Origin of the sequence: Shewanella psychropiezotolerans (assembly GCF_007197555.1) — a bacterium.
Classification (GTDB): Bacteria; Pseudomonadota; Gammaproteobacteria; order Enterobacterales; family Shewanellaceae; genus Shewanella; species Shewanella psychropiezotolerans.
The window spans coordinates 2572594-2589450 of the sequence record NZ_CP041614.1 but is presented as its reverse complement, the minus strand read 5'-3'; the positions used below and the strand labels follow the sequence as shown (position 1 = coordinate 2589450).

Below are 16857 nucleotides of genomic sequence, written 5' to 3'. Positions count from 1 at the left end.
CACTCAGTTTGCTATTAATTTGCTCTGACTTGTTTTCGTATATAGTTTTCGTGTTGTATTAACTTTTCGTAAGCCCATACCCATTGATATGATTACAAGCTGCACAGGAGGTGCATATGCCAGATACGCTTCTCAACCCCACTAGCGCCACTCATCTGAGTCTGTTACACGCAATAGACTCAGACATTTGGTACTACGATGGCCCCACAGTGTCATTCTATGGCATGCCCTATACCACTCGAATGACGGTAATCCGCCTAGACGATGGTAAGTTGTGGGTCCACTCCCCCTGTAAGCTGACGGATTCTCTACAGCAAGAGGTCGACAGCCTAGGTGAAGTCAGCTATCTCATTGCCCCAAATAAGATCCACTATCTCTTTATTCAAGAGTGGATATCCCGCTATCCTGATGCGAATTCCTATGCGGCGCCAGGCTTGTTAAAGAAATGCCCGGACATCCCTTTTTCGAGCGAGTTAATCTCAAAACCCAATGATGCCTGGCGCGAGCAGATAGACCAGCTTATCTTTACCGGGAGTCCCGCAATGGAGGAAGTCGTCTTCTTTCATCAAGCCAGTGGCACGCTCATCTTGACCGATCTGATAGAAAACTTCCCTACCGCTCACTTTAAACCTTGGCAAAACCATATCGCCAAGCTGGTTGGCATATTAGCCCCGGATGGTCAGACCCCCGCCGACTGGCGTATCAGTTTTATCTTTGGCAAAGAAAAAGCCAGAGCTTGCTTGCAAAAGATAGAAGCATGGCAACCTAAAGCAATAATCATTGCCCATGGTGAGTGTATCTGGCAAGACGCTCCAGCCTTCCTAAAACGCTCATTTCGCTGGCTTGATTAGTTGCTCAGGAAAACTCAGTTAGTCAATTTAAGTCGCAGCTGTTAAGTAGGAGCAGTAATCTTATTCGGCCAACAAAAAAGGCGCTTAATAGCGCCTTTTATCATGATGGTGTCAGAGAATATTGAATCGTACATTCACCATGATTCACCTAAAATCTACTGGCCGCCCTTTAGACGTCGATCTAACTGATCCTTCAAGTTAGCCGGTACGCCTTTTATCATGATGGTGTCAGAGATGGGATCATACATGACCCGCTCACCTAGATGTGCCCCATCGAAGCTAAGCGTCACGCCACCGCCTGTACCAGAGAACTTCTTCAGTTGGCGTAGGGTCGGCTTATCACCAGGGAACTCATCTTCGAGTTCATATTCGCCACCCTTGGCGAAATCATAGAATGACTCCATGCCACTATCGGCGAGCTCATCGGCAAGATCTTTAATTTCAATATCTGCACCAACATCACAGCGCTCAGTACAATAATCGAAGACCTTCTCACGGCACTGCTGACGCTCATCTTTGGTCAGTTCGCTGCTGGAAACGAAATCTTCGACAGCATTCATCAACTGCTTATTTTGAGCCTTAGTGTTAACGCCTTCTACACACCCCATAAAATCGAGGAAGAAGTCGGCAACTTTTCTGCCCGCACGCCCGCGAATAAATGAGATATATTTACGTGAACCTTCATCTGCCTGCCACTCGGTCAAATCGATACGCGCCGCGAGTTGTACATCTTTAAGATCTAAGTGAGTATTTTGTGATAGTTCCATATCATCGAGCACTGTCATCGATGACTTAGCATTCAGTAAAGAAACATACAGATAGTCACTGGTCATATGGGTATAACAAGACAAGAGTAAGTAACCACCTTGACTGAAATCGTACTTGGACAACTCTTCTTGCAATAACTTACCCGCTAAACCTGAAAATTCGACGAAGCCAAGTTGACCATCTCTGTACTCCGTTAACGCCTCCATAAACTTAGGGTTAGCCTCACCATCTTCACCAGAGATACCGAAATGTCCAAAACCTTTACCCGCCTTTGTGGTGTATGTTTGATGTAATTCATCCAACATGGCTTCAACGGCTTCGCCGTTCAATAAAGGTTGGGGACGCAATCGACAGCTTAGCTGTCCGTCACTGTCTTGAATAATGGCATGGATGATGGCTTGTTCGACGTTTATGCTCATAGGTCTCGATAAAGATAATGGTTAAAAATGTGATATCACCAATATAAGGTCACTGTTCGTGCGAATCGGATCGCGTAAACAGTACCTCACTTTCGGGTCAATTTTAATGAGCCTATATTGCCCCAATTGAAATCCTGCTTCAAGAATAAGATGATTAAGACTCACTAGCGAATCTTCGCCAACAGAGTCATTAGCCATATTTACACAAGTAAAAGTGAATATTGGTATCAAAATCAGACTAAGCAGTGCAATGATATCGTGCTTAGGCTTGATTTCGGTTATCATGAGCGCCAAATATCTCGGTAATCGAAACACTTTTTAAATATGGCTATACAATCAAAATATTCAAACACTCAAGTTGAATCTCTTATTGCTGAAATCAGTGCTGTGATGGATAAGCATCAAGCACCGACTGACTTAAGACTCATGGTATTGGGTAACTGTGTGACAGATCTTCTGGCACGTAAAGTACCTCAGGAAGCCAGGGTCCAGGTAGCCGAGCAGTTTTCAAAAGCCCTAGCTCAGTCTGTTAAACGCTAATTTATGCCTTTGTGCATTGAAAACTAGCCAAAGACGTAAAAAAATACTTTAGTATATAATAAATAAGCACTTAAATCGTAAGCGGAGCCACATGGTCGAGCGTAAAAAAGAAATGGGGCGTGATCGTGTATCGCGCTTGGTAAGTTGGGGACATTGGTTTGCCTTCTTCAACGGCTTTCTTGCCATGATTGTGGGCTTCCGGTATCTCGATACGGTAGGCTATCCGGAAACTTGGATTGGCTGGGGCTATCTGGCCGTCAGTACCATAGGTCACTTTAGCTTTCTGGCCTTTATTGTTTATTTAGTGCTGGTTTTTCCGGTAACCTTACTGCTGCCCTATTCCAAAATTTTACGTGGTTATGCAGCAAGTGTTGCCACCTTAAGTCTATGTATCTTGCTCTATGACACTATCATTTATGATGATTACGGTCTGCACCTGAGTCCATTCGTGTTCGATCTGGCATGGGCGGATCTCAATGCCCTGCTTCGTGGTACCTCCTATATCATTACCCCCTTAGGGATTTTAGCCATTGAGCTCACTGCGGCAAATTTCCTCTGGAAACGGATCGAAAAAATTCACAAGGTTCGTCGTGGTAATAAGGTCGTCGCCTTCGTAGGTCTGTGTTTTGTCAGCAGTCATTTGATCCATATCTGGGCCGATGCCGCAGATATCACAGAGATCACCCGTCTCGATGATGCTTACCCGCTCTCCTATCCCGCCACGGCCCGTTCATTTATGGAAAGCCATGGCATAGATAGCTCGACGCGGCCTAAAGTAAGCTCGTCCCTGAGAAGCAGTTTGAATTACCCCAAACGTCCACTGCAATGCACCAATACCAATGAAGTGCAGCCTAATATCTTGTTATTAACCATAGATAGTTTCAGAGCAGATATGGTTAATAGTAAGACCATGCCCTTCTTCAGTGAGTATGGTAATCACAATCAGGAGTATCTTCACCACATCAGTGGCGGAAATCAATTCAACAGTGGCATGTTCTCCATTCTTTATGGACTTCAAGGCAGCTATATCAACTCAGGTGGATTGTCACAAACTCCTCCACTACTGACTCAGATATTGAAACAACAGGGCTACCAGCTGGGCTTTTTCTCTGGTCTGCATGCCAGTCAGATGCCTCAGGCTATCTATGATGATTTTGAGCAGATAATTTCGGCACCAAACAGTAGCGATGCGGCTCAAGACATTGAAAATGTCGCTGGATTCCAAACTTGGCAACAGGCACAGACAAGTCCTTGGTTTGGTCTCATCAACCTCAGAGCCCCTGACAGCTACGATACCCCATTGGATTCTTAGGTATTGAAACTGTCCAGTCTGAGCAGAAATTAACACCTGCCCAACGAGTCCTGTTCAATCAATATCGTCAGTCATTGAATTTTATCGATCAAGAGATTGAAAGAATTGTCACCGATTTACCGGCAGATACCTTGGTCATCATCACAGGGGTCAGCGGTAAGTTGTTCACCAGTAACCCGAATGAAGCTCGAGGTAACCTCTCTCCTGCCAATGTTCAGGTACCTTTGGTGATCCACTGGCCACAGTCACCGGCAAAAGACGTAAATTATCGTACCAGCCACTATGGCATCGCCCCCACCTTAATGACTCAAGTACTTGGCTGCACGAATCCGGCGACCGATTACAGTGCAGGTCGAAGCCTATTGCAACCCGATGCTGAGTCTTGGGTCTATGTCGGTGATAATCGAATATTTGGCATCTATCAAAAATCTGAAATTACGGTGATCGATAGACACGGTAAATACCGCATCTATGATGAAAATTACCAGCATCGCCTGCGCAAGAAGTTGAGTGCACCTGAGCTAATCGAAGTGATGCGTGAAGGCCGTAGGATGTATAACAATTAAAATATAAATAGCCCGTACTGTTTATCGATATCTCTTTGAGTCAGTAATTCGTGTTAATTGAGTGATAACTGGCTAAAAAGCTTACAAACTAAGCAATTAGATCGAGTGTGGTGACTAATTGCTTGCAGAACCTTAAGTGACTTGCTAAAGTTCTGCCTCACCTAAATAGCCCCTTGAAAAAGATATTTAGGTGTTCTTAGACGCAGTTTAGATTCTAAGAAAATCTCGGGATATGGCCTAGTCCGGTAAGGCGCTTGTCTGGGGGACAAGAGATCGCAGGTTCAAATCCTGCTATCCCGACCACATTAAAAAAGCCAGACTCAGCAATGAGTCTGGCTTTTTACTATCTGAAATTTGATAAAAAAGCCGATACGATAACGGCATCAAAGATTCGAGTTACTCGTGACAGTCTGCACATTCTGCGATAGTCAGATCTGGAGTATGCATCTCCATATCTAGAGTATGTGCGCCCTCAAAATCATGGCAATCGTTACAGGTCGCAATGCTTGCTTCAGCCTCAGCCTCAGTATGAACAGTCACATCAATCTTCTCATGGCAATCGGTACAATCAACAGCCATAGCAGAGCCAGTAAAGGCTAACGCGGCGATAATCGCTAAATATTTCATCTCTATACCTCATTTATCTGTATTTGCTCACCCTAAAATTATTTTTTGCAACTTAGGTAAAAAAGAGCTCAACTTCTATCTTGAAACTCTTGATATCAATTTTATAGATTAGTCTTAATCGAATCTTAATTAAGTCGAGTATTCTGAATACTTGCTTAACAGATCAACTTTTAGAATTCAATATTGTGACAGGTGTCAGAATGTTAGCAGGCATATCCATAGCGGTGTTTGGAAAACCAAATACAGACGGATTAGACTGTATTATCTACTCTCGCACTAATTTTATCTTTGCTAGATTGGTATCCACCTAAGCTTATGATATTTTACTGACCAAATTACTTATCGAGATGCTACTCATGCCGAAGGCAAGCGACGTTAAAAAGAATACTGCTATCGAATTCAACAATAATGTTTATCTCATCAGAGATATTGAACGTTCAGTGCCACAGGGACGTTCGGGAGGCAGCCTATACCGCATGCGCATGTACGATGTCGCTACGGGCTCTAAGCTAGATAATACCTTCAAGGCCGATGATATGGTAAGCCTTGCGGATCTGAGCCACCACGATGTCACCTTCTCTTATATCGATGGTGACGAGTATGTCTTCATGGACGTAGAAGATTACACGCCCTACCATTTCAACAAAGACACCATCGCCGAAGAGTTACTCTATATCACTGAAGATACTCAAGGCTTGCATGTGCTTACTGTCGATGGTTCACCCGTTGCCATTGAACTGCCTTCCCATGTCGACCTGGTCATTGTAGAGACAGACCCTTCAATCAAGGGGGCTTCGGCCAGTGCCCGCACTAAGCCAGCGACTCTCTCTACCGGTCTGACGGTACAGGTCCCTGAATATATTGCCAATGGCGAGAAGATTAAGATCAACACGGCCGAACAGAAGTTTATGAGCCGCTCAGACTCTAAAGCTTAATTAACAAAACATGGACCTGTTATTTGCAGCCAAATAACAGGTCTTTTTACTTCACAACTAGGTTCAATATATCCATGTTTATTCGGCGTCAGCCTTCTGCTTTCTCTCAGCTTCTAACTGCTTTTGTAGACGCAGATCTTTGGTGATCCCATAGACAATAAATGATAATAAAATGGCCAGGCCTATGCCGACTTTAAAGATATGTTGATTGATTAAATTGTCCATTTTCATGATCCATTTGATGCTATACCGATTAGTATAAGAATGAAGCTTATCGCTTTAAGCGAAAATTATGCAGCACGACAATGAAGATAAACTTAATCTGACTCTCAAGAACAATACTCTCTTGCAACTGACTTAAGTAATTCAACTAAAAGTAAACTTATTCAACCTCAACCTTACCTAATCACATAATACACACATAAAAAACAACCTAATTTACGATCTTCTGATACATTTGCCTAGTCACTATTTTCTATCTGTTTTTATTTTATTAACGCGGCACTTACCACTTGGTATAAATACCCAGCAAACAGTGATTATTTGTTACATATGTATTGAGAATCGACCTATAAGGCGCTAGCATCTATACATAGCTGCGAGATAAAGAATATAAGGCTTTAATGTTCCAGATTAATCGTCAGCATTTCAAGTTCTCCCTCTTTCTAGGCTTATTTGGCCTCATAGCGAACCTGTACCCCATCCCTCTGTTTGGCAATGTTCAACTGATCTTAGGCAACGGTGTTTTTGTCTTCGTCGCCATCTTGTTAGGGCCTTGGTATGCACTGTTTACCGCCCTGCTCTGCTCAATCGGATTGTTTATCTCCTGGTCTAGCCCCCATGTATTTATCATCTTCTGTCTGGAGGCTATCTGGTTAGGCTTCGCCCGCAAAAAGGACATTTATTCTTTATACGCAGATATAGGATATTGGCTCTTGTTAGGTATGCCATTATTTGTACTCTACGCCAGCATTTTCTCGGAACTACCTGAAAGCCATCTCTCCTTTATCACATTAAAACAAGGGATTAATGGTTTAATCTGCGCCGCTTTAGGGTCTCTGGCTGTCACAATGGTCTCAGAGTTATGGCATCTCGAAGGTAAGGTGAAAGACAAGAGAAGACGCAGCTTCAATGCTCAACTCACTTACAGTTTCTCCTTAGTACTGACCATCTCACTGCTGGGCTCGGCACTGATATTCAATCATCAGGTCATTACCAAGCAGCAGGAAAGTTTGAAGCGTAACTTACATGATTCAGTAACCCATTTAGGGCTTGCGACAGAGATGTTCATTGAGACGCATGAGCGAGCGATAGATAATGCATCTAGATGGCTGAGTTTGTCAGGCGCAGAGAACATATCTGGCTGGCAAAGCAAACTGGTCAAGCTACATCAGAGTTACCCGGGATTTGCCACCATGCTGGTGACTAACGCCGATGCACGTATCATAGCGGCGAGTCCACTATCGGCATTAGGGGTAGACAAGGTAGCCAACAAAGAGATCAGTGTCGAAGACCGTCACTACTTTCAGGAAGCATTTTTCAATCAAATTACCTACATTTCACCGGCATTTTTAGGTCGGGGGTTCGGCACTGACCCCATCGTCGCCATCAGCGCGCCCTTCTACCGCAGCGATGAGCCTAACCAGCCCACAGGGATCATCGAAGGTTCATTAGATTTAACCACCTTTGCTCAAATTGAGCAGGCCAATGAGGTCTACCAAGATCAGTTAATGATCCTCATCGATGAAGCTGGCAGGGTCATATACGCATCGGATGCGTTAGGTCTTGCGCCATTGTCTAAATTTAAATGGGCTGAAAGTGGCAAAGGCTATAAAACCAGTCTGTCCATGATCAACCTCCGTGATATCGATAACCCGAGTCCCGAATTTGTCTATGACAGCTACACGCTCAATAACCAGTGGAAGCTCTATGTGGTTAAACCGTTTTCTCCGCTATTAAAATTACTAGAGTCTCAATATCTCACTACCTTCGCGGTACTTATATTATCTATTATCATTACCGTCTTAGTGACTCGAGTCCTGAGTATTCGATTGACTCAGCCACTTGGCGTCATTGCCAATAAGTTTGCCGAGTATGGACACAGTAAAGCTGCCGATTATCATATCAATGAGGAATCACCTATTGAGTTCCTCAATTTATACCAGAGTATTAAGAAGAGTAAACAAGAGCTAACTTCTTACCAGTTAGAACTTGAAGAGAAAGTCGCGATCCGTACCTTTGAATTGCAAAAAGCCAATGCGAAACTGCAAATATTAGTCGAAAAAGATGAGTTAACTTCGCTGTACAACCGACGCTATGCCGAAGTCAAATTCAGATCTACTCAAGATTTTTGTCAACGCTGCGATGAAGTGATGGCTCTGGGGATCTTAGATATCGATAATTTCAAATCAATCAATGATACCTATGGTCATCAAGGCGGTGATGAATGCCTGCGGGTTTTATCAAAAGAGATGAAAAAATACTTTAAGCGGGATACCGATGTCATTGCACGTTATGGTGGTGAAGAGTTTTTGCTCATCTTACCTTTCTGTAATGTGCTAATGATTGAAGATCACCTCAACGAGTTTAGAAATAAAGTTAAGCGGTTAGCCATCGAAAACCCTAATGATAAACGTCTGATAACCATGACGGTCAGCATAGGAGCTCTAGTGAACAATGCTAAATACAGCACCGAGTTAGATGCCTGGTTTAAACAGGCCGATCTTAACTTGTATCTGGCTAAAAACCAGGGCAGAGATAAAGTCATCATCTCTATGCCGAAACCTTCTGATAAGCAGGTGACAGTATAATATCAGTAGCCCGAAGTGAATACGCCTAAGCTAATACAGCGACATCCGGTCAAATATCATTACAGTTTACATCCTTTAATCTTTTAATCCTTCGATAAACTTATCTGTTCTGGAGATACGGCAATAGTGGGAGAAATGGCATCATCTCTATACTTATATATTCAGATAAAAGTTAACTCCCAACTCAAAATAGCCTATCGGTTTAACGTCACAGCGCCTTTAACCCTTCAATAAATTGGTCTGTTCTGGAGATAAGGTAAGGGAAAAATGGATTCCATTTCTGCCTTAATATCTCATCGGCCGACACCCCGAGCACACCGCGCTCCCCTCGAGTAGATGTTGCACCTATCTGTATCCGTTTCACATAATGCACTCCTTCCGGACCATACAAGGTATCTTCAATGGGAAATGGCAAGGCAACATGAGACAGAGAATAAACATTTCTTGGCCAGCTCAAATTCAGGATTTCGGTTTCAGGTTCGCCTTGGGTAAAATGAGTCTCAGCCACCACATCCCTGGGCAGGTCTAGTGTCTTGGCATTATTATGGACTAAGGTCAGGTCATATTTAAGGTGTTTGGTATTAAATATGCCGTCAAAATGCAATATAGGATCTTCCGGAATGAGCCCCATATTGATCTCTGTACGATTGATATCGAAGATAACCAGTTGATGATTATCCTGAGGCAGCTTTTGATATAAACCAGAGAACACCGCCTGTGTCGACACGGTATCATCAGTCAGCGATTGAAACGCCAGCACAGATGACAGAGACTTAAGCTGCTGAGCCGACGTTTGCTCTAACAGTAGCTGATTACGCTCAGCAAGTTGATAGACAACATCGCCGGCGTTTACCGCAAAAGAGTTGTATTTAAAAGGATCATATTCTGTCTGAATACTGTTCCAGCTCAGCTTTTCCAATCCCAATAAGGCACCTAATTTTGCTTGCCACTGTGCGCCAGCAGCCACAGGAGGCAAGCCTATCGCCGGAGATAGAAATACCATTCCAGAATATTCGCCAGCCTTATTCTGGGCCACTAGCTCTAACTCATGATTTAATGCCAGAGCTGCCCCAGTTGAAAAGCCTATCACATATAGAGGCTTGCCATTGAGCACCCGTTTAAGGTGCTCGGTGGCTAACGTCACTGCCGCGGCCATGTCTTGCCATTGAATGTTAACCAGACCAGAGGGAATGGTGCCATGACCGGGTAACCTTAAACCTAAGACATACGCCTTGTCCTTAAAATGCATGGCTACATGAGATAATGCGTAAGGGGAATCTGACATACCATGAAGCAGCAAGACACCGAAATCTGCATCTTCTTTTGGCCACTCATAACTGCGGTTCCAGTCATGACGCCACTTTTGTGGATCCGCCAAACTGCCACGCACATAACGATTCAAGATCGACGGATGCGGTGCCTGAGTCTGATCGTAAATCTTCTGTTCGACCTCTTCGAAAAGCGCCTTTTCTAGCGCGAGATAGTCAGAGAAGGTCTCTACGTTTTTGGTACGTTTAAATTCGGACTTTAATTCTAGTGTATGCCAAATATCAAGATCGGGTCTCGCGTTAAGAAACCAGACCCCGGCCACCAGCAAGGCAACAAAAATCCCCAGCGAAGCATAAAAAATCGCCATGAGCAGGTGTTTGGTGGAGCCTATAACGATCGTTCTCATATCTGTTCCAACATACCTAGACGCAAGTAACTAGCACCAGTAGCGATAAAAGTTACTGTCTTAATTGAAATTTCATTTAATTAGGTTAACTTACACGCATTAACTAGGTAAAATCCACCAATACTCACTCCCGAAAACATGGCTGAGCAGATAATGTCCAAACCCGTGTCGACTATGCATATCGGCAATGCCGAAGCTAAGACTTGCTATTACCTTCCAAACGCCCCTACTTTGCCCCAAGACTGGAGTTATCGCCAAGAAGACGCCTTGGCGATACTCATCGCACTTAATGGCAATCATTGGCGCAAGATATTAACCATAATGGCCAAGTTGTCAGCCCCTGATGCCGATTGGAAAAACTATCGGGATACTCAGTTACTCAAACGTGACGAGCAAATATTGATAGGTGCATCAAACCTGTTATCAACCGCAGAGCGACATATCATAGTCGGCGCCGTATCGGCTGCTAAATTAAGCATCAATAGCGCTAACACATTATTTAACAGCCTGGATGAACAAAACAGACTCCATGCAGATGGCTTGGGGGTTTTCATCTCGCCTTATCTGGACTATCGCCAATTCCCCAATAGCCTGATTGAACAGTTAAAACCTTATCTGCACGAATAAAATAGCTAACTGGATGAATTTAGAAAATGCCAATAAAAAAGGCGCGTTCGCGCCTTTATCATTACATTGAGCCTGCAGACTATTTCATTTAGTCATAGATAGTCGGAATAGACTTGCGCTTATGCTGCGTTGCCTTATAGATCCCAACGAGTCTATCGTCCACGATCCTATCCACTGACTTGCCTTCAAGGAAATCATCTATCTGATCGTAGGTCAATCCCAGTGCAACTTCATCCTCGAGTTGGGGCTTATCATCTTCAAGATCTGCCGTTGGCACTTTACTGACTAATATTTCAGGCGCCCCTAAGAAGCCAGCGAGCTTACGTACCTGACGCTTATTCAAGCCAAATAACGGCGCTAAATCGCAAGCTCCATCGCCCCACTTAGTATAAAAGCCGGTGATATTCTCGGCGCTATGATCGGTACCGACCACCAGTCCACCTGTTAAACCGGCAATTTCATACTGTGCGATCATACGCATTCTCGCCTTTACATTGCCTTTAACAAAATCGACCTTGCTCTCATCACTAAGCTCTATCCCTGCCGCCGTAAGGCCAGCTAACGTATTAGTGTGAACGCCGACAACGCCTTCATGTATGTTGACGGTGACTTGTTTGGAAGGAAAGATGAATTGACAGGCTAATTGAGCCTCATCTTCATCTTGCTGAACATTGTAAGGAAGACGCACGGCAATAAACTGATAAACACTCTTTGCTGCTTCATGGTTTAACTCATCGACAGCAAGCTGACATAAACGACCTGCGAGTGATGAGTCGACCCCACCACTGATCCCAAGCACTAAGCTCTGACAGTGAGATTCTTTGAGTTTCAATTTGATGAAAGCAACGCGCCTTTGTACTTCATATTCTGGCTCTATTGCAGCTTGAACCTTCATTTCACGTAAAATCTGTCCCTTCACAATCTGAGCTCCAATCGAATAAATGTATAGCAGATGAGTTTGATATTATGGGCCAAAATACTGATTAATACAGTGTTATATTGCAACATATTTTGTTCATGCAATTTTTTACTAGCCTAGATGATTAACCCACGGCTAATATAGTATAAAGGCAGCGAGAAGCGACCCATGACCACAGCAAGTGATCTGGATATCTAGCTGAATAGCGATGGCTTGATGTACTCATATTCAATGAACTTATGCTTGATGAACGAATACTTGATGAACAATGGCTAAAAAAGAGTGGCGAAGAGAAGTGACTGAAGAAAAAATTGAATATTGGCGTAATCCCATAGTGCCAGAGATGGAGCTAAGTACCGCCAGCTTCCAGCAGTTTGAGTTTGATCAACATGTTCATCTCGATTACCACATAGGGGTTGTGACCAAGGGCGGTCAAAAATATCAGCACAAGGGCGAAAGTTACCATCTAGGCAAGGGATGCATCTCGACCCTAAACCCCGATGAGGCTCATAATGGCCAAAGTGTTGAGGCCCAGGGTTACCAAGCCAATGTTATGTCCATTCCCATCACTTATGTCAACCAAATCACCGCTGAGCTTAATATCAAAGAACAGTTTTTTGCATCTCCTCTCTCCTGGGATCCGGATCTCCACCTGGCCTTTTTACATCTGCATAAAAATCTCACCAGTCCCCATGCTAAACAAACCCAGTTGCAGATAGAAACCAGCTTGATGGCTTTCACCACGGAGATTTTCCAACGCTATGGCTCAGTGAAGACTGCTAGTCATAAACAGCATGCACTGTCATATCAGCAGATTATCGACATCAAATCTCAATTTCATGACGAGATGCACTATGCATTTCAGCTCGAAGGTTTAGCCGCTTCGATGGGCTTGAGTAAATTTCAGTTTTTGCGTCAATTTAAAGCCGCCACAGGCATGACACCACACGCCTATTTGAAACGCATACGATTGGAATACGCCAAGAAAGCCCTGGCAAAAGGTGAAGCTGTGATAGACATCGCCCTGCAAGTCGGTTTTTTCGACCAAAGCCATCTCAACAAAGCCTTTAAGCAAGCCTTTCTGGTTACGCCCTCTCATTTCCAGAAGCGCGTTATCTGAATCACGCCCAGTTCTCTACACGCCTGCAATAATTTACAATACCTCTCGTGCTTAATCCCCCATTATTGGGACAAGTTATAAAATCGGATCTCAATATGGAACTGCAACTGCTTATCTCTCTTGCCATTATTCACTCTGTCGCTTTGGCGAGCCCGGGACCAGACTTCGCCTTAGTGGTAAAGATGGCCAGCCAAGAAAGTCGGGCGACGGCTATCGCCTCAGCGGTGGGAATATCCGTGGCCATCTTGTTGCACAGCTTACTCAGTGTCACCGGTGTGAGTTTACTCATCAAGAGCTCAGACCTGCTCTTTGTCGCCGTGCAATTAATAGGAGCGAGTTATCTTGGCTGGATGGGTATAGGTGCTATTCGAGGCACTCTCTCCCAGTGGCGCGACAAAGCGAGTTCACAGGATCTGGATAATGCGAGTCATCTTGGATTATCGATCAAACAAGGTTTTTTCCAGGGACTGTACACTAACCTATTAAATCCAAAAGCTATGGTGTTCTTTATCACGCTGTTTTCTGCCATGATCACACCTGATATCAACGTTATCACTAAGGTGAGCGCCGTGTTCATCATGCTTATCTTATCGTTAATCTGGTTTATATTTATAGCCTTAGTCTTATCCAAACCCCTTATTCAACTGAAAGTAAAGAGAGCTAGCCCAATCATAAATCTAGTCACTGGCATACTGTTTATATCTGTCGCTATCATCATAGTCTCTGGCGCCGTTTAAGCTGTCTTCTTGATTCAACACAGCTTAGTTAGCACCAGAGTAGGATTCGCCAGCACTCGAATCACCGCTATCTGCCGCATACTCAGGATGTCAGGCAGCGACAGAGAGGTGAATAATTAAACACTAAAACCCCGAAAAAAATGAGAATAAGACTAAAACTGCAGGCTGATACTCACTCCTGCGAAGGTCTGCTGTTTGGCCTCGAAGCTAACATCACGTTTAATTCCCCCTTGGGGAATGACATGGCTCATATGCCCCGATAGGCTCAACTTTTGACTCAGTGGATATCGCGCTTCGATGCCAAACTGCACATGATTGGCCCCATTATATTCTTCATTGGCAAACTGAAAATCAAACGCCTGGCTCACATAGGGTGTCACGAGTCCTTTACCCGCCAATTCGACACTCTTACCATGCAGGCTCAACTCGATAAAATGGCCATTAGATTGCAGCGAGTAAGTGTGATCAATCGATACTGTGACCCAGCCAATCCCCCTGTAGGCCACAGCGCTGGCAAACTCAGCGTCACTTTCCCGCTCGTCTCCATATATTTCGACGAACTGCAGGCCGATTATCCCATCGAAGGTTTCTGTTTCGAATACATCATAGGATATCCCCAACTGCCATTCCCTGTAGTTTTGCCGGCTAGCTTGTCCTAAGCTAGAGTAGAGGTGAATACTTGCATACTCCATGACCATTTCGCCCCAAATGATCCCACCATCATCGAGCTGATCGCGTCCCTCGGTGATATATTGTGTCTCGCCGCCAAATTCAACTTGAACACTGAGATGATTTTCCCCCACCAATAAGCTTTCTTTTTCTTCTCCTGTGTTATTTAGGATTTCAGTTGACGCCTGTAGGCCTCCAGATCTAGATAAACATACCAAAATGATCAGCACCTTAGATAACAATGCGGATTTGGCCTTAATAGACTCTGCTCGTTTTACATATTGATAGGGCATAGAAAGTCCTCCCATTAAATTAGGATAAAAATATAAATTCAAAAATAGCATCTAGAGAGGACTCACCCCTCTAGACATGGATGACTAATATTGGGTAATTAGTTGCGTTATTAATTGAGTAAAAAATGCCTGTCAGCTTGATATTAACGAATCTTTAAGACCCAGTTAACTCAGCAAGATCAATGAGGTGACATAGAAATAAATCAAGAGCCCAGTGACATCCACGATAGTGGTGATGGCCGGGCTAGCAACAACGGCAGGGTCCTGACCGGACACTTTTGCTAACAAAGGTAAAGCCGCTCCTATGACTGTCGCCGTAACCACTTGAAAGAACAGGGCTAAGGCTATTGCACTGCCAAGCATAGACAAGGTCAGGCCATTGGGTAATGAAACACCGTGGGACAAGAAGTACACCTTAATAAATGAAATGCACGCCAAACCTAGACCAATAAAGAGTGAAATCCTAAGCTCTTTCCATAAGACCTCACACCAATTCTTGAGCTTGAGTTCTCCCAAAGCCATAGACCTCACAATGACGGTAGATGCCTGACTGCCCGCATTACCACCCGTGTCCGCCACCATCGGCATATAAAGCGCCAATATGGTCAGAGCGGTGATCGCATCTTCATAACTTTGAATCACCATACCTGACAAGATACCCACGCCAGCTAAGCCCACAATCCAGAAGATACGCTTTCTGACATGCTCTAAAACTGATGTTTTCATATATGGCGTACCATTATCGTCTGCCTGTATGCCCATCAACATCTCTACATCTTGAGTTTGTTCCAGCTGCATCACCTCCATCGCTTTTTTAGCACTCAGTGTAGCTACAGGTTTGCCGCTGAGGTCGACAATGGGTAAATAATCCAAATCACTATGTTGCAGCATGGCAACGGCTTTTTCTCTATCTGTGCTGACGTGACATGAGCCAACAGACTCAGCAATGTCGACTAGTAATCTTGCCTCACTATGCTTAAGCAATTGATGTATCTGCAGCACAGCGCAATAACAGCCTTGATCATCGACAATGAAAGCCAGGTGGTTATTAAAGGTTTCTTTCGTCTCATGTATTTTGGTGATGGCATCACCCACACACATATCATGAGTAAAAAAAAGATGGGGAGCCGTTGAAACCGCAGAAATCACCGGATGAATCTCAGTCTCAATTTTCTCCATGTCGCTCACAAGCCAAGCTGGCATCAAACGAAAGAAGGTCTTACTCTCTGCCTCAGGTAAGAGTTGATGAATATAGAAACACTGCAGCAGAGATTTATTTTCAAGCCAAGTTTGAATAACACCACTAGCTTGTTCTTGCATAAAAATAATCAGTTTATGACTGACATCATCATTCCAAAAATCGAAATTTAAATTAAGAATTGAGTTAATGTTAAGATCACTTTTAATTTCAGCAGAAAAATTGGGCATATGTCGCCCTCCCATAGAATAGGATTTAAAACTCGCATTGAGTTTACTGATAGCTCAACTTGTATCGAGCTACATTGAAAATAGAATAGGAGTGACAGCGAGGAGGGAGTTTATGACATATACAGATTTATTAATTTAACGTTAATTTAACCATAAATACCCAATCACGCCGTTTTCTCTACTCGGAGGGATGTCGATTTCCATTTTAACTCCTAAAAACTAAATAAATATGAAAGTAGTGAGATAATAAACATCATACAGGGGGATATTTATAAATTTATCCGTACGTGAATGTTGTATATTTAAAGCATGACTAAATCACTAAGAACGCGACAAGTTTGGCTATATCGCGCGTTGACTTGAGCACAAGCCTAGAGTTCACAGCAGAGCTATAGCATGCAGCGTATATCGCTATGAACACGAGTCATCAACTAGCTGTGGGGTTTGAGGCTAAGGAGGGGAAAGCAAGCAACAAAAAAGAAGGGATAGTTCTGAATGAAACCTAAGGTGGTTATTTTACCAGAATTGAATTCTCCAAGCGCCAATGCGAGTTCCCTTTAA

At 43.7% G+C, this 16857-nt stretch carries 14 protein-coding genes, 1 tRNA gene and 1 pseudogene; 9 read left to right on the top strand and 7 right to left on the bottom strand.

All coding sequences use genetic code 11. The features are described 5' to 3' along the window. Positions 1-116 precede the first annotated feature (116 nt). Complete coding sequence (locus tag FM037_RS11495) at positions 117-851, top strand: DUF4336 domain-containing protein (protein WP_185977015.1); 735 nt, start codon at positions 117-119, stop codon at positions 849-851. A 155-nt stretch (positions 852-1006) separates the two neighbouring features. On the opposite strand, the gene yejK is transcribed toward FM037_RS11495, so the two are convergent. Further along, the gene (gene yejK / locus FM037_RS11490; protein ID WP_144046113.1) at positions 1007-2038 is read right to left on the bottom strand and encodes a nucleoid-associated protein YejK; all 1032 of its coding nucleotides are present in this window, start codon (positions 2036-2038) and stop codon (positions 1007-1009) included. Between the two features lie 324 nt (positions 2039-2362). On the opposite strand from yejK, the gene FM037_RS11485 reads away from it, so the two are divergent. From FM037_RS11485 to FM037_RS11475, 3 genes and pseudogenes are all read left to right on the top strand, one after another. Then, entirely contained in the window at positions 2363-2578 is a 216-nt protein-coding gene (locus FM037_RS11485) for a YejL family protein (protein WP_144046112.1), read from the top strand. Between the two features lie 91 nt (positions 2579-2669). After that, positions 2670-4456, top strand: a pseudogene (locus tag FM037_RS11480) (DUF3413 domain-containing protein). A gap of 226 nt (positions 4457-4682) precedes the next feature. Continuing rightward, positions 4683-4759, top strand: a tRNA-Pro gene (locus FM037_RS11475). Between the two features lie 93 nt (positions 4760-4852). On the opposite strand, the gene FM037_RS11470 is transcribed toward FM037_RS11475, so the two are convergent. Next, a complete protein-coding gene (locus FM037_RS11470) occupies positions 4853-5083 on the bottom strand; it encodes a cytochrome c3 family protein (RefSeq protein ID WP_144046111.1) in 231 nt (76 codons plus the stop codon). Between the two features lie 356 nt (positions 5084-5439). On the opposite strand from FM037_RS11470, the gene efpL reads away from it, so the two are divergent. Continuing rightward, positions 5440-6018 carry an elongation factor P-like protein EfpL gene (gene efpL / locus FM037_RS11465; protein ID WP_144046110.1) on the top strand — a complete coding sequence of 193 codons (579 nt, stop codon included), beginning with the start codon at positions 5440-5442 and terminating at the stop codon, positions 6016-6018. Between the two features lie 78 nt (positions 6019-6096). Here efpL and FM037_RS28530 read toward each other — a convergent pair whose 3' ends face one another. Beyond that, complete coding sequence (locus FM037_RS28530) at positions 6097-6243, bottom strand: hypothetical protein (protein ID WP_185977014.1); 147 nt, start codon at positions 6241-6243, stop codon at positions 6097-6099. 398 nt (positions 6244-6641) lie between these two features. Between FM037_RS28530 and FM037_RS11460 the strand changes: the two genes are divergently transcribed. Continuing rightward, positions 6642-8828: a sensor domain-containing diguanylate cyclase gene (locus tag FM037_RS11460; protein WP_144046109.1), complete on the top strand. Its 2187-nt coding sequence runs from the start codon at positions 6642-6644 to the stop codon at positions 8826-8828. A 208-nt stretch (positions 8829-9036) separates the two neighbouring features. On the opposite strand, the gene FM037_RS11455 is transcribed toward FM037_RS11460, so the two are convergent. Next, positions 9037-10503 (bottom strand): alpha/beta hydrolase, encoded by a 1467-nt coding sequence (locus FM037_RS11455; RefSeq protein ID WP_144046108.1) that lies wholly within the window; start codon positions 10501-10503, stop codon positions 9037-9039. Positions 10504-10656: 153 nt separating this feature from the next. Here FM037_RS11455 and FM037_RS11450 point away from each other — a divergent pair, with 153 nt between their 5' ends. Then, positions 10657-11130, top strand: a complete 474-nt coding sequence (locus FM037_RS11450) for a DUF6942 family protein (protein ID WP_227993392.1) — start codon at positions 10657-10659, stop codon at positions 11128-11130. A gap of 88 nt (positions 11131-11218) precedes the next feature. Here the strand turns inward: FM037_RS11450 and nadE are convergent, their stop codons facing one another. Further along, positions 11219-12049: an ammonia-dependent NAD(+) synthetase gene (nadE, locus tag FM037_RS11445; protein WP_144046106.1), complete on the bottom strand. Its 831-nt coding sequence runs from the start codon at positions 12047-12049 to the stop codon at positions 11219-11221. A gap of 268 nt (positions 12050-12317) precedes the next feature. Between nadE and FM037_RS11440 the strand changes: the two genes are divergently transcribed. Further along, the gene (locus tag FM037_RS11440) at positions 12318-13169 is read left to right on the top strand and encodes an AraC family transcriptional regulator (RefSeq protein ID WP_144046105.1); all 852 of its coding nucleotides are present in this window, start codon (positions 12318-12320) and stop codon (positions 13167-13169) included. A 95-nt stretch (positions 13170-13264) separates the two neighbouring features. Beyond that, a complete protein-coding gene (locus FM037_RS11435; RefSeq protein ID WP_144046104.1) occupies positions 13265-13906 on the top strand; it encodes a LysE family translocator in 642 nt (213 codons plus the stop codon). A gap of 152 nt (positions 13907-14058) precedes the next feature. Here FM037_RS11435 and FM037_RS11430 read toward each other — a convergent pair whose 3' ends face one another. Both FM037_RS11430 and FM037_RS11425 read right to left on the bottom strand, forming a co-directional pair. After that, on the bottom strand, positions 14059-14868 hold the full coding sequence (locus FM037_RS11430; RefSeq protein ID WP_144046103.1) for a hypothetical protein: 810 nt from the start codon (positions 14866-14868) through the stop codon (positions 14059-14061). Positions 14869-15033: 165 nt separating this feature from the next. Then, a complete protein-coding gene (locus FM037_RS11425; RefSeq protein WP_144046102.1) occupies positions 15034-16296 on the bottom strand; it encodes a magnesium transporter in 1263 nt (420 codons plus the stop codon). Between the last annotated feature and the right edge of the window lie 561 nt (positions 16297-16857).

What these genes read in the sequence shown, in the direction of transcription:
- FM037_RS11460 (WP_144046109.1), top strand. Translation starts at nt 6,642, where the DNA reads ATGTTCCAGATTAATCGTCAGCATTTCAAGTTCTCCCTCTTTCTAGGC.
- FM037_RS11450 (WP_227993392.1), top strand. Translation starts at nt 10,657, where the DNA reads ATGTCCAAACCCGTGTCGACTATGCATATCGGCAATGCCGAAGCTAAG.
- FM037_RS11425 (WP_144046102.1), bottom strand. Translation starts at nt 16,296, where the DNA reads ATGCCCAATTTTTCTGCTGAAATTAAAAGTGATCTTAACATTAACTCA.
- FM037_RS11485 (WP_144046112.1), top strand. Translation starts at nt 2,363, where the DNA reads ATGGCTATACAATCAAAATATTCAAACACTCAAGTTGAATCTCTTATT.
- FM037_RS11440 (WP_144046105.1), top strand. Translation starts at nt 12,318, where the DNA reads ATGGCTAAAAAAGAGTGGCGAAGAGAAGTGACTGAAGAAAAAATTGAA.
- FM037_RS11435 (WP_144046104.1), top strand. Translation starts at nt 13,265, where the DNA reads ATGGAACTGCAACTGCTTATCTCTCTTGCCATTATTCACTCTGTCGCT.
- FM037_RS11455 (WP_144046108.1), bottom strand. Translation starts at nt 10,503, where the DNA reads ATGAGAACGATCGTTATAGGCTCCACCAAACACCTGCTCATGGCGATT.
- FM037_RS11430 (WP_144046103.1), bottom strand. Translation starts at nt 14,868, where the DNA reads ATGCCCTATCAATATGTAAAACGAGCAGAGTCTATTAAGGCCAAATCC.
- FM037_RS11470 (WP_144046111.1), bottom strand. Translation starts at nt 5,083, where the DNA reads ATGAAATATTTAGCGATTATCGCCGCGTTAGCCTTTACTGGCTCTGCT.
- FM037_RS11495 (WP_185977015.1), top strand. Translation starts at nt 117, where the DNA reads ATGCCAGATACGCTTCTCAACCCCACTAGCGCCACTCATCTGAGTCTG.
- yejK (WP_144046113.1), bottom strand. Translation starts at nt 2,038, where the DNA reads ATGAGCATAAACGTCGAACAAGCCATCATCCATGCCATTATTCAAGAC.
- FM037_RS28530 (WP_185977014.1), bottom strand. Translation starts at nt 6,243, where the DNA reads ATGGACAATTTAATCAATCAACATATCTTTAAAGTCGGCATAGGCCTG.
- efpL (WP_144046110.1), top strand. Translation starts at nt 5,440, where the DNA reads ATGCCGAAGGCAAGCGACGTTAAAAAGAATACTGCTATCGAATTCAAC.